Here is a 24,599-nt window from a genome sequence, read left to right on the forward strand (position 1 = left end):
ACCGGGCGCGTTATCAGGCTGGTAACATGAGGAAAAAGCAACATAATCGGTCGAAACCTTGCCTTATATTGCGTCCTCAATAGCCCGCGACAGCAATCAGGAAATCATCATTTGACGATTACCCGACGACATCTTCTGCAAGGCAGCGCCTGCGTCGCGCTGGCCCCGGCGCTGGGAATGGCGGCAGGCGTTTCCGCGGCCGCGCCGGCAAAGGCGCAAGCCGCAACCGGCGAGCCGGTCTGGCGCCACGCGCTGTCGCTGTTCGGCGACGTCAAATATCCTGAAGGCTTCAAACGCTTCGACTACGTCAATCCGGATGCGCCCAAGGGCGGCATCGCCCGCCAGATCCTGATCGGGACATTCGACAATTTCAATCTCGCCGTTGCCGGCGTCAAAGGCTCGCTGGCGTCGGCCGTGGGGCTCGTCCACGAACCGTTGATGTCGTCATCGCTGGATGAAGTCTCGACCGAATATGGCGCGTTGGCCGAGGCGGTCAGCCATCCCGAGGATTTTTCCTCCGTCACCTATCGTCTGCGGGCGGAGGCGAAATGGCATGATGGCAAGCCGGTGACGGCCGACGATGTGATCTTCTCGCTCGATTCGTTCAAGAAACATCATCCGCAATATTCGGCTTACTACCGTCACGTGATCAAGGCTGAAAAGAACGGCGATCGCGAGATCAAGTTCACCTTCGATGCGCCGGGCAATCGTGAACTTCCGCTGATCGTGGGCCAACTCACGATATTGCCGAAGCATTGGTGGGAGGGAACCGACGGCGAAGGCCGCAAGCGCGACATCTCCGCGACGACGCTGGAGAAGCCGCTGGGCTCCGGTGCCTACCGCATCAAGGAATTCGTCGGCGGACGGTCGGTCACGCTGGAGCGGGTGAAGGATCATTGGGGACGCAATCTCGGCGCCAATATCGGGCGCAACAATTTCGGCGAACTGCGTTACGAGTATTTCCGCGACTCGTTGGTGGCACTCGAGGCGTTCAAGGGCGATCAGGTGGACTGGCGCACCGAAAACAGTGCCAAGAACTGGGCCACGGCCTACGACTTTCCTGCCGTTGCCGAAAAGCGGGTGCTGCTGGAGGAATTTCCAAACCGCAGTTCGGGCATCATGCAGGGGTTCGCGATGAATCTCCGCCGCGACAAGTTCAGGGATCCGCGGGTGCGCCGCGCGCTGAATTTTGCTTTCGATTTCGAGGAAATGAACAAGCAGATCTTCTTCGGCCAGTACAAGCGTATCAGCAGCTATTTCGATGGCACAAAATTGGCCTCGAGCGGTCTGCCGCAGGGCAGGGAGCTGGAAATCCTCGAGACGGTCCGGGCGCAAGTTCCGGCGGAGGTTTTCACGACGGCCTATATCAATCCGGTCGGCGGCAGTCCTGAAGCGGTGCGCGGCAATCTGCGCGAGGCGCTGCGCTTGCTCAAGGAGGCCGGATATGAGGTGCGCGACCGCAAGCTGACTGACGGCAAGACCGGAGCGCCATTCACCATCGAATTGCTCGGAGCCGATCCCTCATTCGAGCGGGTCATGCTGTTCTTCAAGCCCTCGCTGGAACGCCTCGGCATTGACGTCAGCGTGCGCACCATCGATCCGGCGCAATATGAGAACCGGCTGCGAACTTGGGATTTCGATATCGTCGTGTCGTCCTGGGGACAATCGCTTTCGCCGGGTAACGAGCAGCGTGAGTACTGGGGCTCGCAGGCCGCGGACATGGCCGGGTCGCGCAATATCCTCGGAATCATGAATCCGGCGATCGACAAACTGATCGAGCGGCTGATTTTTGCCAAGGACCGCGACGATCTGGTCGCCGCGACCTGGGCGCTCGATCGCGTCCTGCTGTGGAACCACTATGTCGTGCCGCAGTGGACTTACAACAAGGTGCGGACCGCGCGCTGGGATCGCTTCGGCCGGCCGGCCGAGTTGCCGGAATACGGCCAGTCGGCATTCCCCGGGATCTGGTGGTATGACGCCGACAAGGCTGCGAAGATCGGCAGACGGTCTTGAGGGACATTCCCCGCATGATGCCATTCGATCGGCGCACCATGCTGCGGCTGGGGGCCGGCGCCATCGGCGCGGCATGGCTTCGGCCCGCGCTGGCGGACGATGCGGGCGCCAAAATCCAAGGCCTCAAAATTCATGGCCTGTCGGCGTTCGGCGAACTGAAATACCCCGCGGATTTCCGCCATTTCGACTACGTCAATGCCGACGCGCCGAAGGGCGGAGTGTTTTCGCAGCTGGTCGGCGCCGGCGGATCGACCTTCAATTCGCTCAACGCCTACATCATCAAGGGCGATGTCGCGAGCAATATGGGCCTCACATTTGCGTCGCTGATGACAAGGGCGCTGGATGAGCCGGACGCGGTGTATCCCTCGGCGGCGCAGGAGCTGACGGTTTCCTCCGACGGGCTGCTCTACCGCTTTCGCCTGCGCCCCGGGATAAAATTTCACGATGGTACCGACATCACCGCGGCCGACGTCGCGTTCTCGCTGACCACGCTGAAGACCAAGGGGCACCCGGCCTATTCCTCGGTGTTGCGCGAACTCGCCGAAATCGTCGCCGAAGACAAGCAGACCGTGACCTTGCGGTTTTCTCCGGCACGCGGGCTCGATGCGCCGGCGCTGGCGGCATCGATGCCGATCTTCTCGGAAAAGTACTACGGCGCCAAACCATTCGACGAGACTTCGCTGGAGGCGCCGCTCGGCTCGGGCCCCTATCGCGTGGCGCGGTTCGAGCAGGGACGCTATGTCGAATTCGAGCGAGTGAAAAACTGGTGGGGCGAAAATCTTCCCGTCGCGCGCGGGCAGTATAATTTCGACCTGATCCGCGACGAGTATTACCGCGACCGCGAAGTCGGCCTCGAAGCCTTCATCGGCCGCAATTATCTGTTCCGCGAGGAATTCACCTCGCGAGTCTGGGCGACGCGCTACGACTTCCCGGCGCTGCGCGACGGCCGCGTCAAGCGCGAGGTGATTCCCGACGCGCGCCCCTCGGGCGCGCAGGGCTGGCTGCTCAACACCCGTCGCGACAAGTTTTCCGACCGCCGCCTCCGTGAGGCGATGGTGACCGCCTTCGACTTCGAATGGACCAACAAGAACCTGATGTACGGTGCCTATGATCGCACCCATTCGGTGTTCCAGAACTCCGAGATGATGGCGAAGGGCGAGCCGTCGCCCGAGGAAATCGCGTTGCTCGAGCCGTTCCGCGACCGCGTGCTGCCCGAAGTGTTCGGGCCGGCATGGCTGCCGCCTGTCAGCGACGGTTCCGGGCAGGACCGCAAGCTGCTGCGCAGCGCCGGTGACCTGCTCAATGCCGCGGGTTGGACCGTCAAGGACGGCAAGCGGGTCAACGCCAAAGGCGAGCAGCTCACCATCGAGTTCCTGCTGACCGAGCGCTCGTTCGAGCCGCATCACACCACCTTCATCAAGAACCTACGGGTGCTCGGCATCGACGCCAATATAAGGCTGGTCGATCCGTCGCAGGCCGAGGCGCGGATCAAGGACTTCGATTTCGACATCGCGATCGCGCGTTTCATCTATCCGCAGATCCCCGGCAGCGCGCTCCGCAACTATTTCTCCAGCGAGTTCGCGAAAACCAAGGGGTCCAACAACCTCGCCGGTGTTTCGGATCCCGTCATCGATGCTCTGGTCGAAAAAGCGATTGCGGCGCAGAGCCAGGCGCAGCTCAATACCGCGTGCCGGGCGCTCGACCGCGTGCTGCGCTCGGGCCGCTACTGGATTCCGCACTGGAGCAAGGCGTCGCACTGGATCGCTTATTGGGACCAGTTCGGCTATCCCAAGGTCAAGCCGCGCTACGCGCGCGGCGCGCCGGAGACGTGGTGGTTCGAGGCCAGCAAGGCGGCCAAGATTGAACAGGCGAAATAGAACATGAGCGCATATATCGCCCGCCGCGTTCTGTTGATGATCCCGACCCTGCTCGGAATCCTGTTCGTCTCCTTCATCGTGGTGCAGTTTGCGCCGGGCGGGCCGGTCGAGCGGGTGATCGCGCAGCTCAGCGGCGCCGATACCGGCGCCAGCTCCCGGATCTCGGGTTCTTCCGGCGGCGATTTCGGCGCCCGCAATCAGGTCGGCGCCTCAGCCGACATGACCAACTCCAAGTATCGCGGCGCACAGGGCCTCGATCCCGATTTCATCAAGAGCCTGGAAAAGCAGTTCGGCTTCGACAAGCCGGCGCCGGAGCGTTTTGCGCTGATGGTGTGGAATTTCGCGCGGTTCGATTTCGGCAAGAGCTACTTTCGCGATGTCAGCGTGCTGCAGCTGATCAAGGAGAAGCTGCCGGTATCGATGTCGCTCGGGATCTGGATGACGCTCCTGACCTATCTGATCTCGATTCCGCTCGGCATCCGCAAGGCGGTGCAGGACGGTTCGAAATTCGACACCTGGACCTCGGCGGTGATCATCATCGGATTTGCCATTCCCGGGTTCCTGTTCGCGATCCTGCTCATCATCCTGTTCGCGGGCGGCTCGTTCTTCAACATCTTCCCACTGCGCGGGCTGACCTCGGACGGCTGGGCGCAGTTTCCCTGGTACTGGAAGATCCTGGATTATTTCTGGCATATCGCGCTGCCGCTGTTCTCGATGGCGCTCGGCGCCTTCGCCACCATGACGCTGCTGACCAAGAACTCGTTCCTCGACGAAATCCGCAAGCAATATGTCATGACCGCGCGCGCCAAGGGCTGCAGCGAGCGGCAGGTGCTCTATCATCACATCTTCCGCAACGCCATGCTGATCGTGATCGCCGGCTTTCCGGGCGCGTTCATCCACGCTTTCTTCTCGGGTTCGCTGCTGATCGAAACCATCTTTTCGCTCGACGGGCTCGGCCTGCTCGGCTTCGAGAGCGTGTTGAACCGCGATTATCCCGTGGTGTTCGGCACGCTTTTCATTTTTTCGCTGGTCGGCCTCGTCATCAATCTGGTCTCCGACCTCGCTTATATGTGGATCGACCCCCGAATCGATTTCGAGGCGCGGGAAGTCTGATGACCCTCATCGCGCCGCAGCCGGTCGAAACCACCATGCAGTCGCCGCTCGGCGAACTCGCGCCGATGACGCGCCATCGTTTCTCACCGTCGCCGCTCAACCGCCGCCGCTGGCAGAACTTCAAATCCAATCGCCGGGGCTACTGGTCGTTCTGGATCTTCCTGATCCTGTTCTTCATCTCGCTGTTCGCCGAGCTGATCGCCAACGACCGCCCGTTCCTGATCAAGTTCGACGGCCGGCTGTATTTTCCGGCCTTCATCAGCTATTCCGAGACCACCTTCGGCGGCGATTTCGAAACCGCCGCCGATTATCGCGACCCCTATCTGCAGAAGCTGATCGCCGACAAGGGCGGCACCGTGGTGTGGCCGCTGATCCGCTATTCCTACCATACGCACAATCTCGATCTGCCGACGCCCGCGCCGTCGAAGCCGACATGGATGCTGACGGAAGCGCAGTGCAAGGAAGTGGTGCAGAAGAAGGGCCTCAAGAGCTGCCGCGATCTCGAATACAACTGGCTCGGCACCGACGATCAGGGCCGCGACGTGGTGGCGCGGCTGATCTACGGTTTCCGCATCTCGGTGCTGTTCGGGCTTTCCCTGACCATCATCTCCTCGATCATCGGTGTCGCCGCCGGTGGTGTGCAGGGCTATTTCGGCGGCTGGGTCGATCTCGGCTTTCAGCGCTTCATCGAGGTGTGGAGTGCCATCCCCTCGCTCTATCTGCTGCTGATTCTGTCCTCGGTGCTGGTGCCCGGATTCTTCGTGCTGCTCGGAATCCTCCTGCTGTTTTCATGGGTATCGCTGGTCGGCCTGGTGCGCGCGGAATTTTTGCGCGGGCGAAATTTCGAATACATCATGGCGGCGCGGGCGCTCGGCGTCTCCAATGCCAAGATCATGTTCCGGCATCTGTTGCCGAACGCCATGGTCGCGACCATGACCTTCCTGCCTTTCATCGTGTCGTCGTCGGTGATGACGCTGACCGCGCTCGACTTCCTCGGTTTTGGCCTGCCGCCGGGCTCGCCATCGCTGGGCGAACTGCTGTCGCAGGGCAAGGCCAACGTGCAGGCGCCGTGGCTCGGCTTCACCGGGTTTTTCGCGGTCGCCATCATGCTGTCGCTCCTGATCTTCATCGGCGAGGCCGTGCGCGACGCGTTCGATCCGCGCAAGACGTTTCGGTAAGGGCCCCGCATGGACGCCATCAACCAGCCTCTGCTCGAAGTCCGCGATCTCTCGGTGGCGTTTCACCAGCCGAGCGGCACCACGGTCGCGGTCGACCGCATTTCCTTCGCGATCAGGCGCGGCGAGTGCGTGGCGCTGGTCGGCGAATCCGGCTCCGGCAAATCCGTCAGCGCGCTGTCGATCCTGAAGCTGCTGCCGTATCCGACCGCGTCGCATCCGTCGGGCAGCATTCATTTCAAGGGCCGCGAACTGATCGATCTGCCGGAAGACGAGATCCGCGGCATTCGAGGCAACGATATCTCGATCATCTTCCAGGAGCCGATGACCTCGCTCAACCCGCTGCACACGATCGAGTCGCAGATCGGCGAGATCCTGCAGCTGCACAGCGGCATCAGCGGCGCCAAAGCGCGGGTGCGGACGCTGGAACTGCTGACGCAGGTCGGCATTCCCGAGCCGGAGACCCGGCTCAAGAGCTATCCGCATCAATTGTCCGGCGGCCAGCGCCAGCGCGTCATGATCGCGATGGCGCTGGCCAACGAGCCCGACCTTCTGATCGCCGACGAGCCGACCACGGCGCTCGACGTCACCGTGCAGGCGCAGATCCTGGCGCTGCTGGCGGAAATTCGCGCGCGGCTCGGCATGAGCCTGCTGTTCATCACCCACGATCTCGGCATTGTCAGGCGCATCGCCGACGTGGTCTGCGTCATGAAAAGCGGAGAGATCGTCGAGCAGGGGCCGGTCGAGCAGGTCTTTACCGCGCCGACCCATCCCTACACCAGGGCCCTGCTGGCGGCGGAGCCGAAGGTCGACCCGGCGCCGCCGCGGCCGGAAAATCCGGTGGTGATGTCATCAGAGGATTTGAAAGTCTGGTTTCCGATCAAGCGCGGCCTGCTGCGCAAGACGGTCGGCCACATCAAGGCGGTCGACGGCGTCAGCATCTCCGTGCGCAAGGGTGAGACGCTGGGCGTGGTTGGCGAATCCGGTTCCGGCAAGACCACGCTGGGCCTGGCGCTGCTGCGGCTGATTTCATCCGACGGGCCGATCGTGTTTCTCGGCAGCAATATCCAGGGCCTGCGCTTCAAGGAAATGCGGCCACACCGGCGCGACATGCAGATCGTGTTCCAGGATCCGTTCGGCGCGCTCAGCCCGCGCATGTCGGTCGGCGACATCGTCGCCGAGGGCCTCAGTGTGCACCAGCCCTCGCTGTCGTACGAAGAGCGCGAGGCGCGCGTGATCAGGGCGCTGAGGGATGTCGGCATGGATCCGGCGACGCGCTTCCGCTATCCGCATGAATTCTCCGGCGGCCAGCGCCAGCGCATCTCGATCGCGCGCGCCGCGGTGCTGGAGCCGAATTTCGTGGTGCTGGACGAACCCACCAGCGCGCTCGACATGCTGTTCCAGGCGCAGATGGTCGATCTGCTGCGCGAACTGCAGCGCAAGCGCGACCTCACCTACATGTTCATCTCGCACGATCTGCGCGTGGTTGCCTCGCTCGCCAGCCACCTGATCGTGATGCGCCACGGCAAGGTGGTGGAGGAGGGCCCGGCCTCCGAGCTGTTCAAGACTCCGAAGTCCGACTACACCCGCGCGTTGTTCGCCGCCGCGTTCCGGCTGGAAGCGGAGCCAGGCGGAGCGGCGAGCTAGTTCCGTCATTCCGGGGCGCGCATAGCGCGAACCCGGAATCTCGCGCCACGTCCTCCGGATTCCGGGTTCACGCTGTCGCGCGTGCCCCGGAATGATGGTGCGGGGGTTACATCCGCTTGATCGCCAGGACCTCACTGCCGGCGGCCTTGATCCGCGCGATGGCGTCGCGGGTGTTTTCGATCACGGTGGCCATGTGGTGCGCATTGGCGTGCACGATGGTCTCGGCGTCGCGCGCGATCGCGACATGACCCCGCCAGAATATCAGGTCGCCGCGCTGCAAGGGGCTTGAGTCCGCGAGCCCGATCAGTCGGCCGAGGCTGTCGCGCTGCATGTCGCTGTCGCGCGGGCAGCCGGTGCCGGCGGCGTTCAACGATACCTGGACGAGACCCGAGCAATCGATGCCAAGACTGCTCTTGCCGCCCCACAGATACGGCGTGCCGACGAAGCGTTCGGCGACCGCGACGAAATCCTCCGCCATCGCATCGATGCGGCCGACATGCTGCCGCGGCAGGTACCAGTTCTGCTGCGTCACGGCGAAGGCGCCTTGCTCGCGCACCACCGCCAGCGTCGTTCCCATCACCAGCGTATCGACGGGCGGCAGCTTGATCGACGGGCCGGGGAAGGCAAACGTCCTTGTCGCCGTGACCTTGTGCGTCGCTGCAGCACCGGGTTTTGCCAGCGCGCGGTCGGGCAGCCAGCCGACATAGCCGTCGCCATTCAATTGGCCCCACGCAAAACCTTCGCCGGTGCGGTCATAGATCGTGACGCGCTCGCCGAGCAGCGCCTGGGTCGCGAGTTCGGCATCGGATGACGGGCCGTTGCGCAGCGGCGCGATCGCATCCGCGATCTCGAATTCCTCGCCGGCGACGAAGCGCGCCGCCTTGACCGTGCCTTCGAGATACTTCGCGGCGAGGTCGCCGCGCGCCGGCGTCAGGCGGGGATCATGCATAGCGTTGGCTCAGCAGCTTGTAGATCGCGCGGGCGGCCTGGCATTCGCCGCCCTCGGGGCGCGCCGGCTTGGCCGATGGCGTCCAGCCGTAGATGTCGACGTGCAGCCAGCGCGTGGTGTCCTCGACGAAGCGCTGCAGGAACAGCGCGCAGGTGATCGAGCCGGCAAAGCCGCCCGACGGCGCGTTGTTGATGTTGGCGACCTTGGAATCGAGCCAGGAATCGTAAGCTGGCCACAGCGGCAATCGCCACATTGGATCGTTCTCCGCTTTCGCGTGAGCAGCGACGTCGAGCGCCAGCGTTTCATCATTGGTGTAGAATGGCGGCAGATCCGGCCCCAGCGCCACCCGCGCGGCACCCGTCAGGGTGCCCATGTCGATCAAAAGCTCCGGCTTTTCCTCGCAGGCCAGCGCCAGCGCGTCGGCCAGCACCAGCCGTCCCTCGGCGTCGGTGTTGCCGATCTCCACGGTGAGGCCTTTGCGCGATGGGAAGATATCGAGCGGCCGGAACGCGTTGCCGGCGACCGCGTTCTCGACCGCCGGGATCAGCACCCGCAGCCGCAGCTTCAGCTTCGCATCCATCACCATCTGCGCCAGTGCCAGCACATTGGCGGCCCCGCCCATGTCCTTCTTCATGATCAGCATGCCGCTCGACGGTTTGAGATCGAGCCCGCCGGTGTCGAAGCAGACGCCCTTGCCGACCAGCGTCACCTTGGGATGCCCAGGGTCGCCCCAGGTCAAATCGATCAGCCGCGGCGCCCGCGACGATGCCATTCCCACCGCGTGAATCAGCGGAAAGTTCTGGCGCGTCAGCTCGTCGCCGACGATGGTGCTGAAGTCGGCGCCGAAGCGCCTGGCCAGTTCGGCTGCGGCCAGCGCCAGTTCTTCCGGCCCCATGTCATTCGATGGCGTATTGATGAGGTCACGGGCCAGGGTCGTCGCCTCAGCGATTCGCGTGATATCGCCGATGTCGACGCCGTCAGGCGGCACCAGCCGGACATTGGGCAAATCGTTCTTGCGATAGCGGCTGAAGCGGTAGCTGCCGAGCGCGAAGGCCAGCGCGGCAAGCCTGACATCATGCGGCGCATTGGCAAAGCGGTAGACGCCCGGCGGCAGCAGGCCGGGCAGGGCGCCGGGCCGGAACAGGTCGCGGGATTTGCCGGTTTCATCCTCGAGACCGAACAGCACCTGCCTGATGCTGCCGTCCGCCGACGGCAGCGTCAGGCAGGCCCCGGGCTTGGCGGCAAAACCGTTGGCCAGCGCGAACTGCCTGTTCTCGGCGGGGAGGCCGGCGCGGATCGCGTCCCATGTGGCCTTGGTCGCAAAGGTGATGGGAATGGCCGACGGGGCAGGCGCGGTTTCGAATACGGAAGGCATGCGGTTCACGGTCTCTCATTGCAGCGGGGCAGGATAGGGCAGGTATACCCCCAATTAACCAGACATTAGGGTTAACGGTCTATTGCTGGCGTGTTCGGCTCGGTCGATTAGCCCGATATCGTGAGTTAAGTGCCATGCGTCAGCCCTCCAGTCTTGCCCGGCTTCTTGCGTCAGCGGCCGTGACGGCGATTTTGGCCGCAAGCCTTGGCGGCTGTAAGACCATGTCCGACATCACGGGTTCGATCGGCTCGAAAGCCGAAGCCAGTCCCAATCCTGGTTCCAGCGCCGAGGCCGATCCGCGCCGCGCCGTCGAAGTCTACGGCGAACGCTATCGCGCCAATCCCAGGGATGCCGACGCCGCGCTGCGCTATGGCCAGGCGCTCCGCGCCACCGGGCAGCGCGCCCAGGCGGTGGCCGTGTTCGAGCAGGCCACCATCGCCCATACCGGCAACAAGGCGCTGCTCGCCGGCTACGGCCGCGCGCTGGCCGACAACGGCAATTCCCAGCGGGCGTTCGACGTGCTCTCGCGCGCCCATTCACCCGATAATCCGGACTGGCGCATTCTGTCGGTGCAGGGAACGGCGCTCGATCAGCTCGGCCGGCATGACGACGCCCGCCGCTATTACGCCGGCGCTCTCGCGATCGTGCCCGAGGAGCCCTCGGTACTGTCCAATCTCGGCCTGTCCTACATGCTGTCCAGGGAGCTGCCGAAAGCCGAAGAGACCCTTCGCCGTGCCCACGGCAGCGCGCGCGCCGATGCGCGGGTGCGGCAGAATCTGGGCCTCGTGGTCGGCCTGCAAGGACGCTTCGCCGAGGCCGAAAGCATCGTCAAGGCCGACCTGCCGGCCGAGGAAGCGGCCGCCAATGTCGCCTATCTGAAGCAGATGCTGGCCCGCAAGGACTCGCGCGGCCCGGTGCCGGTGGCGGCGCTCAACCGGCCGAACTGACGTTCGTGCATCCCCCCGAATGGTCGTCCTCCGCGAAAGCGGAGGACCCAGTATTCCAGAGATGTTGAAGATAAACCGAGAAGCCGCGGCGTACTGGGTCGTCCGGTCAAGCCGGACGACGACGGTAGTTAGAGGTGTTTAGACACCATCAGCTTACTGTGCATGGGGTTGTTTTCGATATTTTTGGTTTGGGCTGCCGTAGCGTACCTGATCGGCCCCGTCGCGAAGCTGCAATCACTGCATCGCGGCGACCTTGATGCCGGTCGGCCCGAGGATGACCACGAACAGCACGGGCAGGAAGAACAGGATCATCGGCACCGTCAGTTTCGGCGGCAGCGCGGCGGCCTTCTTCTCGGCCTCCATCATGCGCATGTCGCGGTTTTCCTGGGCCATCACGCGCAGGCTGGTGCCGAGCGGGGTGCCGTAACGTTCAGACTGCATCAGCGCCAGGCAGACCGACTTCACGCCCTCCAGCCCGGTGCGCTTCGCCAGATTTTCATAGGCCACCTTGCGGTCCTGCAAATAGGACAGCTCCGCCGTGGTCAGCGTGAACTCCTCCGACAGTGCCACCGACTGGCTCACGATTTCGGTGGCCACCTTGCGGAAGGCGACTTCGATCGACATGCCCGACTCGATGCAGATCAGCAGCAGATCGAGCGCATCGGGAAACGCGCGCTTGATCGAGAGCTGGCGCTTGGAAATGGCGTTCTTCAGGAACAGCATCGGCGCCTGCAGGCCGAGATAGGCGGCAGCAATGCACATGCCGATCTTCACCGGCGTCGACTGCTGCATCTGCGAGATCACGAAGACGTACAGCACGGCGCCGACGAACATCAGGATCGGCGTCACCAGGCGGAAGAACAGGAAGGTAATGTAGGGCGCCTGGCCGCGATAGCCGGCCATGGTCAGCTTTTCGCGCGCGGCTTCCTGCGCCAGCCATTTCGTCAGGTTGAAGTCCTCCACCACGCGGGAGACCAGCTGCTTCGGCGTTGCGCGCAGCGATACTTTTTCGTTCTTGGTGAGCCGGTCGCGCTCGCGTTGCCGGATCCGCTCGCGTTCGCTGGCAACCGCCTTCATGCGCTTGGCGAGGCCCTCGCCGGCGAACAGCGGCATGATCAGCGTGTAGGCGGTAGCACTCGCGGCGATCGCGGCGAGCAGCATGGTCATGAACCGTGCGTCGTGGAGTTTTGTGACCAGGAAATCAATCATACTGCACCGTCAGAAGTCGAAGTTGATCATTCTCTTCATCACGAAGATGCCCATGGACATCCAGATCACGCAGCCGACCAGCATCAGCTGGCCGGTCGGATGGGTCCACAGCAACGAGATGTATTCGGGGGTCGAGAGGTAGACCAGCAGCATGACGATCGGCGGCAGCGAGCCGATGATGCCGGCGGATGCCTTGGCTTCCATCGACATCGCCTGGATCTTCTCGGCCATCCGCTTGCGGTCGCGCAGCACCTTCGACAGGTTGCCGAGCGCTTCCGACAGATTGCCGCCGGACTTCTGCTGGATCGCAATCACGATCCCGAAGAAATTCGCTTCCGGCACCGGCATCCGTTCGTACAGGCGCACGCAGGCATCGCCGAGCGGCATGCCGATCGCCTGGGTCTCGATGATGGCCAGGAATTCACCCCGGAGCGGTTCGGGCGCGTCGGCGGCGACCACCTTGATCGATTCGAACAACGGCAGGCCGGCCTTGATGCCGCGTACGATGACGTCGACGGCGTCCGGCAGCGCCTTGAGGAATGCCTTCTCGCGGCGTTTCTTGAGATAGCCCAGGGTCCAGCGCGGCAGGCCCAAGCCGGCGGCAAATGCGAGGCCCAGCGCGCCCAGCAGTCCGCGCATGCCGCCTTCGGCGTTGACGAAGACGTCGTAGGTTGCGATCGGCTTTCCGGTGTTGTCCAACGCCACGATGCTGGCGCGGCCTTCGGTGGCGGAGGTGACGAAAATCTGCTGCGCGGAGCGCACGCTCGCATTTGCGACCGTCGGTTCGCTCGAGCGGACGCTGGAAACGTTGCGCCGCAGATCGATCACCAACGACCTTCCGAGACCGAGTTCGACGGTACTGCCGGGCGACTCCGGATCGACCATGACCGGAGCTGTTCCAGTACTGTCCGCAGGCTTGAGCGACGGCATGAACACCAGGGCGAACGTCACCAATCCCAGAGCGGCCGAGATCGTCACGAATTTCCTGGGCGTCCAGTCCAGCCCGGCCTGGGTGAGGCGGACGCTCAGCGAAACCTTCTTGTCCTTCTGGCGGCGGGCGTCGAGATCCTTCAGCGACCCTTCGACCTGCTCGCGGCGCGAGCGCTGCGTCTTGTCGACGTTGCGGGCGACCGGTTCCGGGCTGGCGACGGAAGCGCGGCGATTTTCGGCCTTTCGCTGCCCCGACAGCAGCGGATACAGAAACACCCATGCCACGCCGCCGATGGCGGTGAAGGCGAGAAAGGCCAGTGCGAGCGCTTGAATGTTCATGGCCCGCTCCCTCAGACTTCCACGACGACTTCGGCGGCGTCGAGCGCTGCCGCCAGCCGCTTCTCTTCGCCGTAATATCGTGCGCGATCCCAGAAGCGGGGCCGCCCGATACCGGTCGAGCGGTGCCGGCCGATGATGTGGCCGTTGGCATCCTCGCCGACCATGTCGTAGATGAACAGGTCCTGGGTGATGATGGTGTCGCCTTCCATGCCCATCACCTCGGTGATGTGGGTGATGCGGCGCGAACCGTCGCGCAGGCGCGCGGCCTGGATCACCACGTCGATCGAGGCGCAGATCATCTCGCGGATGGTCCGCGACGGCAGCGAAAATCCGCCCATCGTGATCATGGATTCGCAGCGGGACAGCGCTTCACGCGGATTGTTGGCGTGCAGCGTCCCCATCGATCCGTCGTGGCCGGTGTTCATGGCCTGCAGCAGGTCGAAAGCTTCGGGTCCGCGGACTTCGCCGACGATGATGCGTTCGGGCCGCATACGCAGGCAGTTGCGGACCAGCTCGCGCATCGTGACCTGGCCTTCGCCCTCGATGTTGGGCGGCCGGGTTTCCAGCCGCACCACATGCGGCTGCTGCAGCTGAAGTTCGGCGGCGTCTTCGCAGGTGATGATGCGCTCGTCGTCGTCGATATACTGGGTGAGGCAGTTCAAGAGCGTCGTCTTGCCGGAACCGGTGCCGCCCGAAATCAGCACGTTGGCGCGGCAGCGCCCGATGATCTGCAGGATGTCGGCGCCCTCGGGGGTGATCGCGCCGAACTTGACCAACTGATCCAGCGTCAGCTTGTCCTACTTGAACTTGCGGATGGTCAGTGCCGGGCCGTCGATCGCCAGCGGCGGCACGATGGCGTTGACGCGGCTGCCGTCGGCGAGGCGGGCGTCGCAGATCGGCGAGGATTCGTCGACGCGCCGGCCGACCTGGCTGACGATGCGCTGACAGATATTCAGGAGCTGCTGGTTGTCGCGGAAGCGTATTCCGGTCTTTTGAATGCGGCCGGCGACTTCGATGAACACGGTTCCGGCGCCGTTGACCATGATGTCTGAGATGTCGTCGCGCGACAGCAGCGGCTCCAGCGGGCCATAGCCGAGCACGTCGTTGCAGATATCGTCGAGCAGTTCTTCCTGCTCGGCGATCGACATCACGATGTTCTTGATCGCGATGATCTCGTTGACGATATCGCGGATTTCCTCGCGTGCCGATTCGCCGTCGAGCTTGGCGAGCTGGGCGAGGTCGATGGCTTCGATCAGGGCGCCGAAGATCGTGGCCTTGACCTGGTAATAGCCGTCCGACCGCCGCGAATCGATCGCGGGCGCGGGCGGCGCCGATTTCGCCGGGGAGATCGGCGGTGAGGATACGACGGGTGGAGCCGCCTCGCGCGAAACGGCGGCCGGAGCCGCTACAGGCGGATACGACACACCTGCGGCGGGCTTCGCAGCCCGCGTATCGCCTTCAGTTCCGCTACGCTTACCAAACACGACGGTACTCCATGCGGGCTACTTGGCCCGCAGCTTTTCGAGCAGGGGCGACAGGAACGAACCCCGCGGTTTTTTGGTCTCGCCGCGGCCTGTCAGCCGTTGCGCGATCTGCAGAAAGATCTCGGTAGTGCGATGACTGGCGTTGATTTCCGCGATCATCTGGCCATTGTTGGCGGCCGAGCCGAACATTTGCGGGTCGAAGGGTATCGACGCGATCGGCTGGCTCTCGATCGCCTTGGCGAATTCGCCCGCGTTGATTTCCGGTCGCTTCGGCATGCCGACCATATTGAGGCAATAGAGCGGTGTCCGGTCGTTGGGCCGCGAGGCCTTCAACAGGTCGAAGATATTCTTGGTATTGCGCAGATTGGCGAGATCCGGCGCCCCGACGATCAGGATATCGTCGGCGCCGATCAGGGCCCGCTTGGTCCAGCCCGACCATTGATGGGGGACGTCGAGCACGATGCACGGCATCGTGGTGCGAAGCGTGTCGAAGATCGAATCGAAGGCTTCGGCGCCGAAGTCGTAGACCCGCTCCAGCGTCGCCGGCGCCGCCAGCAGGCTGAGGTGGTCGGTGCACTTCGACAGCAGGCGGTCGATGAAGGCGGTATCGACGCGATCCGGCGAGAATACGGCGTCGGCGATGCCCTGCGGCGGATCCTGGTTATAGTCGAGGCCGGCGGTGCCGAATGCGAGGTCGAGGTCGGCGACCACGGAATCCAGCGCCAGGTCGCGCGCGATCGCCCAGGCGACGTTGTGCGCGATGGTGGAGGAGCCGACGCCGCCCTTGGCACCGACGATGGCGATGATGCGGCCGACAGCCTTGGCCTCCGGCGCCGAGAACAGATTGCAGACCGAGCGCACCACGTCGAGCGTGTTGACCGGCGCGAGCACATAGTCGCTGACGCCGCGGCGTACCAGTTCGCGATACAGCGTGACGTCGTTGATCTTGCCGATCACGACCACCCGGGTTCCGGAGTCGCACACGGTGGCGAGTTGATCGAGACCCGCGAGGATATCGGTGCGGCCTTCGGTTTCCAGGATGATCACGTTCGGCGTGGGCGCGGTACGATAGGCCTCGATGGCAGCGGCCATGCCGCCCATCTGGATCTTGAGATGGGCCTTGCCGAGGCGGCGGTCTTCGCCCGCCGACTGCACGGCGGCCGCGGTTTCCACGGTCTCGCAAAACGCCTGCACCGACACACGCGGCGCGGGCGCAATGTGATCGTCCGCGGGCGGCGATGCGTCCGGCTGCTGTTCGGTGTTCTGACGCGCGTAGCTGATCATTTGCCTGTATCGCTGAGTTTGGCTCTGTCGGATTCGGGATAGGCGGTCGCGGTCGAGGTACCCTTGCGATACTTGTCGAAGGCGATGTTGCGCCGGCTCGTATAGGCCGGTGTTTCACTTCGCGGCTGCACCAGGTCGGCCGGATTGTCGACCATCGCCGCCATGTTGCGCTGATAGGCGCAGCCGAAATTGTAGTACTGCTTGTTTTCGAGATAGCTCCTGTTCTTGATCGAGGGACCGAGATCCTCGGGCCACAACCCGCAGGGACCGGCAACCGCCGAGATCTTCGGATAGTTCAGCCGGATCGTCGCCATCGTGCGCGGATCATCCGGCTTGTAGCGGCGGGCAACGACCCCGCGCGCCGGCACGCCAGCGGCGGCCAGCGTCGCCTGAATTTCCCGGAACGAGTCCGCGGCCGCGCGCGCATTCGGCGTGTCGACCGGCACGTCGGCGGTGATGGCGCCGGTGCCTTCGCGCAGCCAGATCTGGCCCAGCCCGATCACGTCGGCGCGCTGCGCGGCGGAGAGTCCGCCCCGCGCCTGCCCGACGAAAATCACGACCGAGCGGTTGGCTTCCTCGATGGCGATCGGGTGGCGATGGCGATAATCGTCGGGAAAGGGCTCGGCCCTGGCGACGTCGCCGGTATGCCTGCAGGCACCCAGCACGACGGCCAGACCGACAAGCGCTCCTGCCAGGCGGAAAGCGCGACTGCGATCGAGGGGTAGTTTGATTGTCATCGTCTTCGTCCTCGTCCCGCTTCAGTCGGTAATAAAGCCGTAGGTGCCGCGATAATTCCGCACCGGTTCGACGCGGCCCGGAACGCCGTAGATGCGATTGATGCTGCCCAGCAGGTCGGCCTGCGGATCCGACGCATTGGCAAAGCCGTCATCCGGCCTCGACAGGTCCTTCTGCGCCACCGCGCGCACGATGTAGGGCGTGACCAGCACCACCAGCTCGGTCTGGCTGTTGACGAAGTCGCGGCTGCGGAACAGCGTTCCGAGCACCGGCAGCTGCGCGAGCCCCGGAAGGCCGTTGATGGCCTGCTTGGTCTGCTCCTGGATCAGGCCGGCCATCGCCATCGCGCCGCCCGAGGGAATTTCAAGCGTGGTTTCCGCGCGGCGGGTCTTGACCGAGGGGACCGTCAGCGAATTGCCGGACCCCTGGCTGATCGTAATGGCGTTCTCGTTCGAGAGTTCGGAGACCTCGGTCATCACCCGCAGGCTGATGCGGCCCTCGGTCAGCACCACCGGGGTGAAGTTCAGCGAAATGCCGAACTTCTTGAAGCTGATCTGGGTGGTGCAGACACGGGTAACGGGATCGCAGTTGTAGCCAGCCGGGACCGGAAACTCGCCGCCGGCGATGAAGGTCGCGGACTCGCCGGAGATCGCGGTCAGGTTCGGTTCCGCCAGCGTGCGCACCACGCCGGCATTCTCCATCGCACGCAGGGTGGCCGACACCGACGAGCCGAACGCCGCGGTTGCGGCGTTGCCGGCGACCAGCGGGCGGCCGAGTGCGGTGAAGGGGTTGGAGTTGTTGAAATTCACGACCGCGGTGCCGTAATTCAGGGTGCCGGAGAGATCGATGCCGAGCTGTTTGATGATGTTGCGCGCGACTTCGGCGACGGTGACCTTCAGCATCACCTGGTCGCGGCCGCGCACCGCGATCGAATTGACCACCTTCTCGGCGCCTCCGGCCAGGCGCGCGGCGAGTTCGCCGGCCTGCTGGGCCTCGATCGGGTTTGCCGCCGAACCGGTCAGAATGACGCCGTCGCCGATGCCCTCGATCTGGATGTCGGCATTCGGCAGCGTACTCTTCAGCGCCGCGCGCAGACCGTTGAGGTCGCGCTTGACGGCGATATCGTAGGCCGCGATCTGCTGGCCGGCGGCATCGAAGAACACGATGTTGGTCTGGCCGACCGCGGCGCCGATGATATAGGCGCGCTGCGAGGAACGGACGACGGCGTTGGCGATCTTGGGATCCGCGACCAGCACGTCCTTGATGTCGCGCGGCAGGTCGATCACGATGGATTTTCCGATGCCGAGCGCCAGAAAGCGCGCGTTCATCTGGCCGTCGGCGGCAACCGGCGCCGCGACGCGGTAGTCGCCCGCCAGCACCGGCGTCAAGGCCTGATTGAGCATCATCGCCGCGACAGCCGAAAACGACAGGGCACGGACCATCATGGTCCGCATCACCGGCTGACTTTCCCTGCACTTCATTTCGCGCGTCCTCATTGTCACTTCTGCATCGTCGTCGGGCTGGAGACGCCGTAGCGAACTACGTTGACGCTTTCGCCACGCTTGGAAACTTGATCGTCGGTCCGGTTCTCGACCATGTTGAGGTCGGCGATGCTGCGCAGCGCCAGCGCCAGCGTGCCGGACTGGCGCGCGCGCGCCAGCGTCTCGGCCTGCTCCGGCTTCAGCTCCAGCGTGACGGTCTTGCCGACCACGGCGTTCTGGCCGTCTTTTTCCTTTGGCGCCTGATCGATCGCGAGCACGCGAACATTGGTCAGGATGATTTCGGAGTTGACGATGTCGGCGCCGTTCTTGTCGGCGCCCTTCTCGCGCTTGGAAAGGATCACGTCGACGCGGTCGTTCGGCAGGATGAAGCCGCCGGCGCCGGTCTCCGGCGAAATCTCGGTGGAAATGGCGCGCATGCCGGTGGGCAGGATCGCCGCCATGAAACCGGATCCGTCGGCCCTGACCAGCTTCTGCTCCCGGATCGGTTCGCCGGCGATGAAAGGCGCGCGCGCGATCGATCCCGCCACCTGCGTGGTGGCGTCGGGACGTTCGCCGCGGCGAATGAAGGTGTTGCTGTTCGACGAAGCCGGCCACGTCTGCCATTGCAGGTCGTCGGGCTTGAGCGATTGGCCGAGACCGATGTCGGACCTGGCGACGAGAACGTCGACCGTCGGCATCTGGGCGACCGGTTCCGCCGGCGCCGGTCCCTTGTCGGATCCGCTCGCAAGATATGCGGCCACGCCTCCGGCTCCGACAGCGATCGTCAGCACCACAATGCGTGCGGTATTCATACGCTTCACTTTCCACATTACGCCGCGACGCTTCCGTCGCCGTGATGGGAGTTGACCAGCTATTCGTCAAAGCATGGTTAATGAGGCGTATCTAAATCGCGTTAACGAGAGTTTACCGTACGCGCGCTCAGCGCATGGCGAAATGGCTGAGGTCCACGGCCTTGATCCATTCGGTTTCCGGATAGATCATCAGCGCGCCGATCGCCAGCGCGATGCCGTAGGGGATGCCGGTCTCCTTGGCGTGCAGCTTGAGCAGCCAGGGCTGGCCCGCGAGCTGCCAGGGCAGCGGCCATTGCCGGAACTGCAGCAACAGCAATGTCAGGGCGCCGCCGAACAGCGAGGCATAGAGCAGGTAGTTGAGCAGATGGCCGAAGCCGAACCACAGTGCCGCCGCGGACGCCACCTTGGCGTCGCCGCCGCCGACCCAGCCCATGGCAAAGCATGCAAAGGCGATGACAAGCACGGTCAAGCCGGCGCCGATATGCGAGAGGATTTCCTGGAATGGCATGCCGCTCAGCAGCGCGAGCGCCAGAAAACCCGCGGCCAGCGCCAGCGACACCCGGTTCGAAATCGTCATCGTGAAGAGATCGCTCGCCGCAGCGAACGCCATCAGGGCCGGAAACAGCGAGAGGCGAACGATATCGAGGATCATGGGACTGAGCGGCCCGTGTGGCTGACGCGAGGTCGGAGCATCGCCCGAGTCTAGCGGTCAGAGATGAACAATCGGGAAACGGCAGGAAACGACGGGAGCGGTCACCAGATAATGGCGATCCGAACGACGATGGCGAGCAGCGCCAGCGCGAGCGCCAGGCAGACCAGTTCCATGGCCCGCCTGTCCCGGCTGCCAGCCGGAAGGGCCGCATTTCTGGCCGTCGCGGCGGCGGTCATCGGTTTACGCATCTTTACGCCAACACCACTCTATAGAGACAGCAAAGGCCCCGGAACCGCCGGGGCCTTTGTCGCCTTCCCGTAACAGTCGCTTATTTCAGCGAGCTGTTGATCGAGGTGAACTTGGTGTTCAGGTTGGTACCGAGGCCGTTCACCACTGCGATGATCGCGAGCGAGATGCCGGCTGCAATCAGGCCGTACTCGATGGCGGTGGCGCCGGACTCGTCCTTCACGAAACGCGAAATCAGGTTCTTCATAGGTAACTCCATGTGTACACGTGGCTGGTCGACTTACGTTTGGTCTCACCGGCGTTCTCAGCACCGTGACCATGGCGCAACCCTAAGGTCGGGAAATTTCGGCGCAGTTAATTCGACCGCGTAAACATCGAGGCATTCGGCAGTTCTTGAGCAGAGTAAATGTGGAATTAAGAGATTGCCTGCAATTCGACGGATGACCGGATCGGCTCGATTTAAGGGCTGCAAGCCGGCGGACGGCTACGGATTCACGGCTCCTTAAGGCGGATTCATCGCTCCTTAAGCGTGAGCGCGTACCCATAAAGGGTCCCGCGGATGAGGTTGCCATGTCCAATTTGCCCCTTGAAGTCGTTGTGATGTTTGGCGAGACGATCGCCAAGGTGGTGCCCGTCACGATCGGCCTGGCCGTGGTGTTCTCGGTGCTGACCCACTTCTGGGCCTGCAATCCGGGAACGCCGTGGTGGCGCAAGAAGGAGCTCGTCACCGACGTCTGCTACTGGTTCTTCGTTCCCCTGTTCGGACGCGTGCTGCGGATCGGGCTGCTGGTGCTCGGCGCCGGCCTCTTCTTCAAGATCCATGACGCCGACGAGTTGATCGCATTCTACGACAATGGCCACGGTCCGCTGGCCCAGCTGCCGCTCTGGTTCCAGGCGGTGCTGTTCCTGGTGCTGTCGGACTTCATGCTTTACTGGCTGCACCGGATGTTTCACCGGGGCGATTTCTGGAAGTACCACGCCGTCCATCACTCGTCCGAGGAACTGGACTGGATTTCCGCGGCGCGCTTCCACCCCGTCAACCTGTTCCTGGGAACCATCCTGGTCGACGTATTCCTGCTGATCGCCGGCATTTCTCCCAACGTCATGCTCTGGGTCGCGCCCTTCAACATGTTCCATTCGGCGTTCGTGCACGCCAACCTGAACTGGACGCTCGGCCCGTTCAAATACGTGCTCGCCACCCCGGTGTTCCACCGCTGGCATCACACCGCGCTGGAAGAGGGCGGCAACACCAATTTTGCCGGCACTTTTCCGCTCTGGGACATCCTGTTCGGGACCTACCGGATGCCGGAAAACGAGCTGCCCGACCATTACGGCGTCGATGACCAGGCGACGTTTCCGACCGAGATTGCGGGGCAGCTGGCCTATCCGTTCCGGCAGTCGTAGGTGGTTGCGGCGGATCTCGCCGCCGTTTGCACTTCGTTCACACATTAAGGTCAGATTTGCCCCGTAGGGCGCCGGTTCCGCTGCGTATCGCTTTTGCCGGCTCGTCAACGCCCCGGGGTAGAGTATGTCGTTCAGTTGCTTGCGTATGCGCTCACGCGCGCTTTCTTCATTTCGCTCGCTTGCGATCGGAATGCTGCTGTGGCCAGCAGCGGCCCTGGCCGCGCCTGCGGCCGACACCGTCCTCGTCAATGTCGATCAGGCCAAACTGGTCAAGCTCCCCAGCAAGGTCGCCACCATCGTGGTCGGCAATCCCCTGATCGCCGACGTTGCGCTGCAGAGCGGCGGCATCATCGTCGTCACCGGCAAGGGCTACGGCGCCACCAACTTCATCGCCATGGACCGTGCCGGCGATATCCTGGTCGACCGCATCATCCAGGTCGAAGGTCCGACCGACCAGCAGCTTGTCACGGTCTATCGCGGCGTCGAACGCGAATCCTGGAGCTGCCAGCCGATCTGCCAGCGCCGGGTTACGCTGGGCGACGGCGAGAACTACTTCAAGGCCGCGATCGATCAGGCCGGCTCGCTCTCCAACCAGGCCAGCGGCGCCGCCGCGGCAGCGAGCAAAGCGCAGAACTGATGTCCGCGCTGTCAGGCGTCGCGGCGACACGTCATGCCGTGATGGCGCCCGGCACGGCAAATCGCGGCGCAAGGGCCACGCCGAAATTGGTTAAGGCCGGGTTAACAATGCGGGTCACCCTGCTTCGATCCGGCGAAACACTTCAACAATCTGTTTCAGCTAAACCTCGCGGGCAGGAAATTGCCGCCGCGATTTGAGGATTGTTCGATGTCGTTGCCCGCTGCCGCACCAGGCTCGTTCAGAGCCGCATTGCACAGGTTTCGCCGCAACCGCCGCGGTTCGGCCGCGGTCGAATTCGCACTGGTGGCGCCGGTGTTCTTCGCGCTGCTGTTTGCGATCATCGAGACCGCGATCGTGTTTTTCGCAGGCCAGGTGCTGGAGACCGTCACGCAGGACTCCGCGCGCAAGATCATGACCGGCCAGGCGCAGACCGCGAATTACAGCAAGACGCAGTTCAAGGACAACGTCGTTTGCCCGACCGGCGCTCTTGCCAAGGTGCTGTTCAACTGCAACGACCTCTATGTCGAAGTGAAGAGCTACCCCACCTTCCCCAACGTCACGATCACCGAGCCGATCGATGGCAGCAAGGCCTTCATTCCGCCCACCAGCTATTGCCCGGGCGAGGGCGGCGACATCGTCGTGGTGCGGATGTTCTATCAATGGCCGCTGTTCGTCACCGGGCTCGGCTACAACATCTCGAATCTGGCCGGCAGCAAGCGGCTGCTGTCCGCGACCGCCGCATTTCGCAACGAGCCCTTCCTCGCCACTGCCCCTTGCTGACAGGACAAAGCGATGAAAACGATCTCGATATTGCCAATCTGGCTTCGCATGCGTCGCACAGCCGCGAGGATGCTCGCGGATCGCAGCGGTATCGCTGCGACCGAATTCGCCGTCATCGTGCCGGTCATGCTGGTGATGTTCTTCGGCACGGTGGAGTTTTCATCCGGCGTTGCGGTCGATCGCAAGGTGACGCTGATGGCGCGAACGCTGTCCGATCTGACGTCGCAGTCGACGTCGGTCAACGACACCGACCTGACCGGCTTCTTCGCCGCCAGCAAGGGAATCATGACGCCCTATTCGCCGACGCCGACGCTATCGACGATTTCCGAATTGTACGTCGTCCCCGGATCGCTGGTGGTGAAGGTGATGTGGAGCCGGGGTTCGGCGCCACGTGCGCCGGGAAGCACGATCACGATACCGAGCGAGCTCAAGGTTTCCGGCACCTATCTGATCTTCAGCGAGGTCAGCTATCGCTATGTGCCGGCGGTCGGCAAGGTGATGGCGCCGGCCGGGGTCAATCTGACCGACGTCGCCTATACCCGTCCGCGGCAGTCGACCTGCGTGATCTACCCGACGCCGAGTTCCGGTTCGCTCCCTAACTGTCCGACCTCGTGACCGCAGGCTCGTCCGATCTGGACCGGTATCGGTCGAAGCTGGCGCACGAATAAAAAAGGCCGCGCACCGGGCGCGGCCTTTCACATTAGTCAGGTCGGATTTCCCCGGGCAGCGCCCGAACGGATATCCGTTAGCCAGCGGCGCGCAGATTGTCGGCCGAAGACTTGCCAGAGCGGCGATCGGCCACGATCTCGTAGCTGATCTTCTGGCCTTCACGCAGCGTGCCAAGGCCGGCGCGCTCTACGGCGCTGATGTGCACGAACACGTCGTTGCCACCGTCATCCGGTTGAATGAAGCCGAAGCCCTTGGTCGCGTTAAACCACTTCACGGTTCCCATGCTCACGGGGGTAGTCCCTTCTCAAGATAGATATAGTAGAAGCCCACTTGCGGCGGGCTGGTGAGATCGAATTTTTGGAAGGGTCGTCAGCGTCTAAACCGGCTGTACCGGTGGATAGCTAATGTCGTCCGGCCGAAAATCGATAGGGTTATATTATTGCAAAATAGCCCCCAAAACAATCCTGACGTGCACGATTTTTTGATCGCGTCCGGGATCGCTGTTGGAGGCCATTGTCCACTTGACCGCCATGGTTTTGCCACGCGGTCCGGGTGGTTCTAGCGGCGGCGGAATTGACCGCGCGGCGGTGCACCGCGAGGCGCTCCGCCACCCGGACGCTCGTCCTTGTGGCGGAAGATCAGCCGGCCTTTTTCCAGATCGTAAGGCGACATCTCGATCGTCACCCGATCGCCCGCCAGCGTCTTGATCCGGTTCTTTTTCATCTTGCCCGCGGTGTAGGCGACGATCTCGTGTCCTGCGTCGAGCTGCACGCGATAGCGTGCATCGGGGAGGATTTCGGTGACCAGTCCTTCGAACTGGATCAGCTCTTCTTTAGCCATG

The 24,599-nt window shown here is 63.5% G+C and carries 24 protein-coding genes and 1 pseudogene; 11 read left to right on the forward strand and 14 right to left on the reverse strand.

Annotated elements, in window-relative coordinates; genetic code table 11:
- Positions 1 to 111: 111 nt before the first annotated feature.
- Genes Q7U29_RS09950 through Q7U29_RS09970 form a run of 5 tightly spaced genes read left to right on the forward strand, consistent with a single transcriptional unit; the run spans position 112 to position 7,825 of the window.
- The gene (locus Q7U29_RS09950) at positions 112 to 2,013 is read left to right on the forward strand and encodes an extracellular solute-binding protein (protein ID WP_304740892.1); all 1,902 of its coding nucleotides are present in this window, start codon (positions 112 to 114) and stop codon (positions 2,011 to 2,013) included.
- 14 nt (positions 2,014 to 2,027) lie between these two features.
- Positions 2,028 to 3,890 (forward strand): extracellular solute-binding protein, encoded by a 1,863-nt coding sequence (locus Q7U29_RS09955; protein ID WP_304740894.1) that lies wholly within the window; start codon positions 2,028 to 2,030, stop codon positions 3,888 to 3,890.
- Between the two features lie 3 nt (positions 3,891 to 3,893).
- The gene (locus Q7U29_RS09960; RefSeq protein WP_304740896.1) at positions 3,894 to 5,003 is read left to right on the forward strand and encodes a microcin C ABC transporter permease YejB; all 1,110 of its coding nucleotides are present in this window, start codon (positions 3,894 to 3,896) and stop codon (positions 5,001 to 5,003) included.
- Complete coding sequence (locus tag Q7U29_RS09965; RefSeq protein WP_304740898.1) at positions 5,003 to 6,181, forward strand: ABC transporter permease; 1,179 nt, start codon at positions 5,003 to 5,005, stop codon at positions 6,179 to 6,181. The genes Q7U29_RS09960 and Q7U29_RS09965 overlap by 1 nt, the downstream gene beginning before the upstream one ends.
- 9 nt (positions 6,182 to 6,190) lie before the next feature.
- Positions 6,191 to 7,825 (forward strand): ABC transporter ATP-binding protein, encoded by a 1,635-nt coding sequence (locus Q7U29_RS09970; RefSeq protein ID WP_304740900.1) that lies wholly within the window; start codon positions 6,191 to 6,193, stop codon positions 7,823 to 7,825.
- Between the two features lie 106 nt (positions 7,826 to 7,931).
- Here the strand turns inward: Q7U29_RS09970 and Q7U29_RS09975 are convergent, their stop codons facing one another.
- Together Q7U29_RS09975 and Q7U29_RS09980 are read right to left on the reverse strand one after the other, a co-directional pair.
- Positions 7,932 to 8,774, reverse strand: coding sequence for an NlpC/P60 family protein (locus Q7U29_RS09975; protein ID WP_304740902.1), 843 nt, complete (start codon positions 8,772 to 8,774; stop codon positions 7,932 to 7,934).
- Positions 8,767 to 10,149: a M17 family metallopeptidase gene (locus tag Q7U29_RS09980; protein WP_304740904.1), complete on the reverse strand. Its 1,383-nt coding sequence runs from the start codon at positions 10,147 to 10,149 to the stop codon at positions 8,767 to 8,769. The genes Q7U29_RS09975 and Q7U29_RS09980 overlap by 8 nt, the downstream gene beginning before the upstream one ends.
- 134 nt (positions 10,150 to 10,283) lie before the next feature.
- On the opposite strand from Q7U29_RS09980, the gene Q7U29_RS09985 reads away from it, so the two are divergent.
- Complete coding sequence (locus tag Q7U29_RS09985; protein ID WP_304740906.1) at positions 10,284 to 11,096, forward strand: tetratricopeptide repeat protein; 813 nt, start codon at positions 10,284 to 10,286, stop codon at positions 11,094 to 11,096.
- A gap of 234 nt (positions 11,097 to 11,330) precedes the next feature.
- Here Q7U29_RS09985 and Q7U29_RS09990 read toward each other — a convergent pair whose 3' ends face one another.
- From Q7U29_RS09990 to Q7U29_RS10035, 10 genes and pseudogenes are all read right to left on the reverse strand, one after another.
- A complete protein-coding gene (locus Q7U29_RS09990; RefSeq protein WP_304740908.1) occupies positions 11,331 to 12,305 on the reverse strand; it encodes a type II secretion system F family protein in 975 nt (324 codons plus the stop codon).
- A 9-nt stretch (positions 12,306 to 12,314) separates the two neighbouring features.
- Complete coding sequence (locus Q7U29_RS09995; RefSeq protein WP_304740910.1) at positions 12,315 to 13,574, reverse strand: type II secretion system F family protein; 1,260 nt, start codon at positions 13,572 to 13,574, stop codon at positions 12,315 to 12,317.
- Positions 13,575 to 13,585: 11 nt separating this feature from the next.
- Positions 13,586 to 15,058: pseudogene (locus tag Q7U29_RS10000) on the reverse strand (CpaF family protein).
- A gap of 18 nt (positions 15,059 to 15,076) precedes the next feature.
- On the reverse strand, positions 15,077 to 16,342 hold the full coding sequence (locus Q7U29_RS10005; protein WP_304740911.1) for an AAA family ATPase: 1,266 nt from the start codon (positions 16,340 to 16,342) through the stop codon (positions 15,077 to 15,079).
- Positions 16,339 to 17,079: a CpaD family pilus assembly protein gene (locus tag Q7U29_RS10010; protein ID WP_304740913.1), complete on the reverse strand. Its 741-nt coding sequence runs from the start codon at positions 17,077 to 17,079 to the stop codon at positions 16,339 to 16,341. Before Q7U29_RS10010 ends, Q7U29_RS10005 begins: the two co-directional genes overlap by 4 nt.
- A 21-nt stretch (positions 17,080 to 17,100) precedes the next feature.
- A complete protein-coding gene (locus Q7U29_RS10015; protein WP_304740947.1) occupies positions 17,101 to 18,558 on the reverse strand; it encodes a type II and III secretion system protein family protein in 1,458 nt (485 codons plus the stop codon).
- Positions 18,559 to 18,575: 17 nt separating this feature from the next.
- Positions 18,576 to 19,370 (reverse strand): Flp pilus assembly protein CpaB, encoded by a 795-nt coding sequence (gene cpaB, locus Q7U29_RS10020; RefSeq protein WP_304740915.1) that lies wholly within the window; start codon positions 19,368 to 19,370, stop codon positions 18,576 to 18,578.
- Positions 19,371 to 19,497: 127 nt separating this feature from the next.
- Positions 19,498 to 20,022: a prepilin peptidase gene (locus tag Q7U29_RS10025; protein ID WP_304740917.1), complete on the reverse strand. Its 525-nt coding sequence runs from the start codon at positions 20,020 to 20,022 to the stop codon at positions 19,498 to 19,500.
- 101 nt (positions 20,023 to 20,123) lie between these two features.
- Positions 20,124 to 20,270 (reverse strand): hypothetical protein, encoded by a 147-nt coding sequence (locus Q7U29_RS10030; protein WP_304740919.1) that lies wholly within the window; start codon positions 20,268 to 20,270, stop codon positions 20,124 to 20,126.
- Between the two features lie 80 nt (positions 20,271 to 20,350).
- Positions 20,351 to 20,515: a Flp family type IVb pilin gene (locus Q7U29_RS10035; protein WP_304740921.1), complete on the reverse strand. Its 165-nt coding sequence runs from the start codon at positions 20,513 to 20,515 to the stop codon at positions 20,351 to 20,353.
- Between the two features lie 323 nt (positions 20,516 to 20,838).
- Between Q7U29_RS10035 and Q7U29_RS10040 the strand changes: the two genes are divergently transcribed.
- From Q7U29_RS10040 to Q7U29_RS10060, 5 genes are all read left to right on the forward strand, one after another.
- The gene (locus Q7U29_RS10040) at positions 20,839 to 21,672 is read left to right on the forward strand and encodes a sterol desaturase family protein (protein WP_304740923.1); all 834 of its coding nucleotides are present in this window, start codon (positions 20,839 to 20,841) and stop codon (positions 21,670 to 21,672) included.
- A 190-nt stretch (positions 21,673 to 21,862) separates the two neighbouring features.
- Positions 21,863 to 22,309, forward strand: a complete 447-nt coding sequence (locus Q7U29_RS10045) for a pilus assembly protein N-terminal domain-containing protein (RefSeq protein WP_304740926.1) — start codon at positions 21,863 to 21,865, stop codon at positions 22,307 to 22,309.
- Complete coding sequence (locus tag Q7U29_RS10050; protein WP_304740928.1) at positions 22,309 to 22,506, forward strand: hypothetical protein; 198 nt, start codon at positions 22,309 to 22,311, stop codon at positions 22,504 to 22,506. Before Q7U29_RS10045 ends, Q7U29_RS10050 begins: the two co-directional genes overlap by 1 nt.
- Positions 22,507 to 22,516: 10 nt before the next feature.
- A complete protein-coding gene (locus Q7U29_RS10055) occupies positions 22,517 to 23,089 on the forward strand; it encodes a TadE/TadG family type IV pilus assembly protein (RefSeq protein ID WP_304740930.1) in 573 nt (190 codons plus the stop codon).
- A 48-nt stretch (positions 23,090 to 23,137) separates the two neighbouring features.
- The gene (locus tag Q7U29_RS10060) at positions 23,138 to 23,704 is read left to right on the forward strand and encodes a TadE/TadG family type IV pilus assembly protein (RefSeq protein ID WP_304740932.1); all 567 of its coding nucleotides are present in this window, start codon (positions 23,138 to 23,140) and stop codon (positions 23,702 to 23,704) included.
- A 130-nt stretch (positions 23,705 to 23,834) separates the two neighbouring features.
- On the opposite strand, the gene Q7U29_RS10065 is transcribed toward Q7U29_RS10060, so the two are convergent.
- Together Q7U29_RS10065 and infA are read right to left on the reverse strand one after the other, a co-directional pair.
- Positions 23,835 to 24,047 carry a cold-shock protein gene (locus tag Q7U29_RS10065; protein WP_011474122.1) on the reverse strand — a complete coding sequence of 71 codons (213 nt, stop codon included), beginning with the start codon at positions 24,045 to 24,047 and terminating at the stop codon, positions 23,835 to 23,837.
- A gap of 269 nt (positions 24,048 to 24,316) precedes the next feature.
- Complete coding sequence (infA, locus tag Q7U29_RS10070) at positions 24,317 to 24,598, reverse strand: translation initiation factor IF-1 (RefSeq protein ID WP_143575210.1); 282 nt, start codon at positions 24,596 to 24,598, stop codon at positions 24,317 to 24,319.
- Between the last annotated feature and the right edge of the window lies 1 nt (position 24,599).

This window comes from Bradyrhizobium sp. (assembly GCF_030654605.1).
Classification (GTDB): Bacteria; Pseudomonadota; Alphaproteobacteria; order Rhizobiales; family Xanthobacteraceae; genus Bradyrhizobium.

Bases quoted from the DNA above. Each gene is read 5' to 3' on its own strand.
- Q7U29_RS10045 (WP_304740926.1), top strand. From the start codon at position 21,863: ATGCTGCTGTGGCCAGCAGCGGCCCTGGCCGCGCCTGCGGCCGACACC.
- infA (WP_143575210.1), bottom strand. From the start codon at position 24,598: ATGGCTAAAGAAGAGCTGATCCAGTTCGAAGGACTGGTCACCGAAATC.
- Q7U29_RS09960 (WP_304740896.1), top strand. From the start codon at position 3,894: ATGAGCGCATATATCGCCCGCCGCGTTCTGTTGATGATCCCGACCCTG.
- Q7U29_RS09970 (WP_304740900.1), top strand. From the start codon at position 6,191: ATGGACGCCATCAACCAGCCTCTGCTCGAAGTCCGCGATCTCTCGGTG.
- cpaB (WP_304740915.1), bottom strand. From the start codon at position 19,370: ATGAATACCGCACGCATTGTGGTGCTGACGATCGCTGTCGGAGCCGGA.
- Q7U29_RS09975 (WP_304740902.1), bottom strand. From the start codon at position 8,774: ATGCATGATCCCCGCCTGACGCCGGCGCGCGGCGACCTCGCCGCGAAG.
- Q7U29_RS10005 (WP_304740911.1), bottom strand. From the start codon at position 16,342: ATGATCAGCTACGCGCGTCAGAACACCGAACAGCAGCCGGACGCATCG.
- Q7U29_RS10050 (WP_304740928.1), top strand. From the start codon at position 22,309: ATGTCCGCGCTGTCAGGCGTCGCGGCGACACGTCATGCCGTGATGGCG.
- Q7U29_RS10025 (WP_304740917.1), bottom strand. From the start codon at position 20,022: ATGATCCTCGATATCGTTCGCCTCTCGCTGTTTCCGGCCCTGATGGCG.
- Q7U29_RS10030 (WP_304740919.1), bottom strand. From the start codon at position 20,270: ATGCGTAAACCGATGACCGCCGCCGCGACGGCCAGAAATGCGGCCCTT.
- Q7U29_RS10055 (WP_304740930.1), top strand. From the start codon at position 22,517: ATGTCGTTGCCCGCTGCCGCACCAGGCTCGTTCAGAGCCGCATTGCAC.
- Q7U29_RS09990 (WP_304740908.1), bottom strand. From the start codon at position 12,305: ATGATTGATTTCCTGGTCACAAAACTCCACGACGCACGGTTCATGACC.
- Q7U29_RS10010 (WP_304740913.1), bottom strand. From the start codon at position 17,079: ATGACAATCAAACTACCCCTCGATCGCAGTCGCGCTTTCCGCCTGGCA.
- Q7U29_RS09955 (WP_304740894.1), top strand. From the start codon at position 2,028: ATGATGCCATTCGATCGGCGCACCATGCTGCGGCTGGGGGCCGGCGCC.
- Q7U29_RS10040 (WP_304740923.1), top strand. From the start codon at position 20,839: ATGTCCAATTTGCCCCTTGAAGTCGTTGTGATGTTTGGCGAGACGATC.
- Q7U29_RS10035 (WP_304740921.1), bottom strand. From the start codon at position 20,515: ATGAAGAACCTGATTTCGCGTTTCGTGAAGGACGAGTCCGGCGCCACC.
- Q7U29_RS09985 (WP_304740906.1), top strand. From the start codon at position 10,284: ATGCGTCAGCCCTCCAGTCTTGCCCGGCTTCTTGCGTCAGCGGCCGTG.
- Q7U29_RS09995 (WP_304740910.1), bottom strand. From the start codon at position 13,574: ATGAACATTCAAGCGCTCGCACTGGCCTTTCTCGCCTTCACCGCCATC.
- Q7U29_RS10015 (WP_304740947.1), bottom strand. From the start codon at position 18,558: ATGAAGTGCAGGGAAAGTCAGCCGGTGATGCGGACCATGATGGTCCGT.
- Q7U29_RS09980 (WP_304740904.1), bottom strand. From the start codon at position 10,149: ATGCCTTCCGTATTCGAAACCGCGCCTGCCCCGTCGGCCATTCCCATC.
- Q7U29_RS09965 (WP_304740898.1), top strand. From the start codon at position 5,003: ATGACCCTCATCGCGCCGCAGCCGGTCGAAACCACCATGCAGTCGCCG.
- Q7U29_RS10060 (WP_304740932.1), top strand. From the start codon at position 23,138: ATGCGTCGCACAGCCGCGAGGATGCTCGCGGATCGCAGCGGTATCGCT.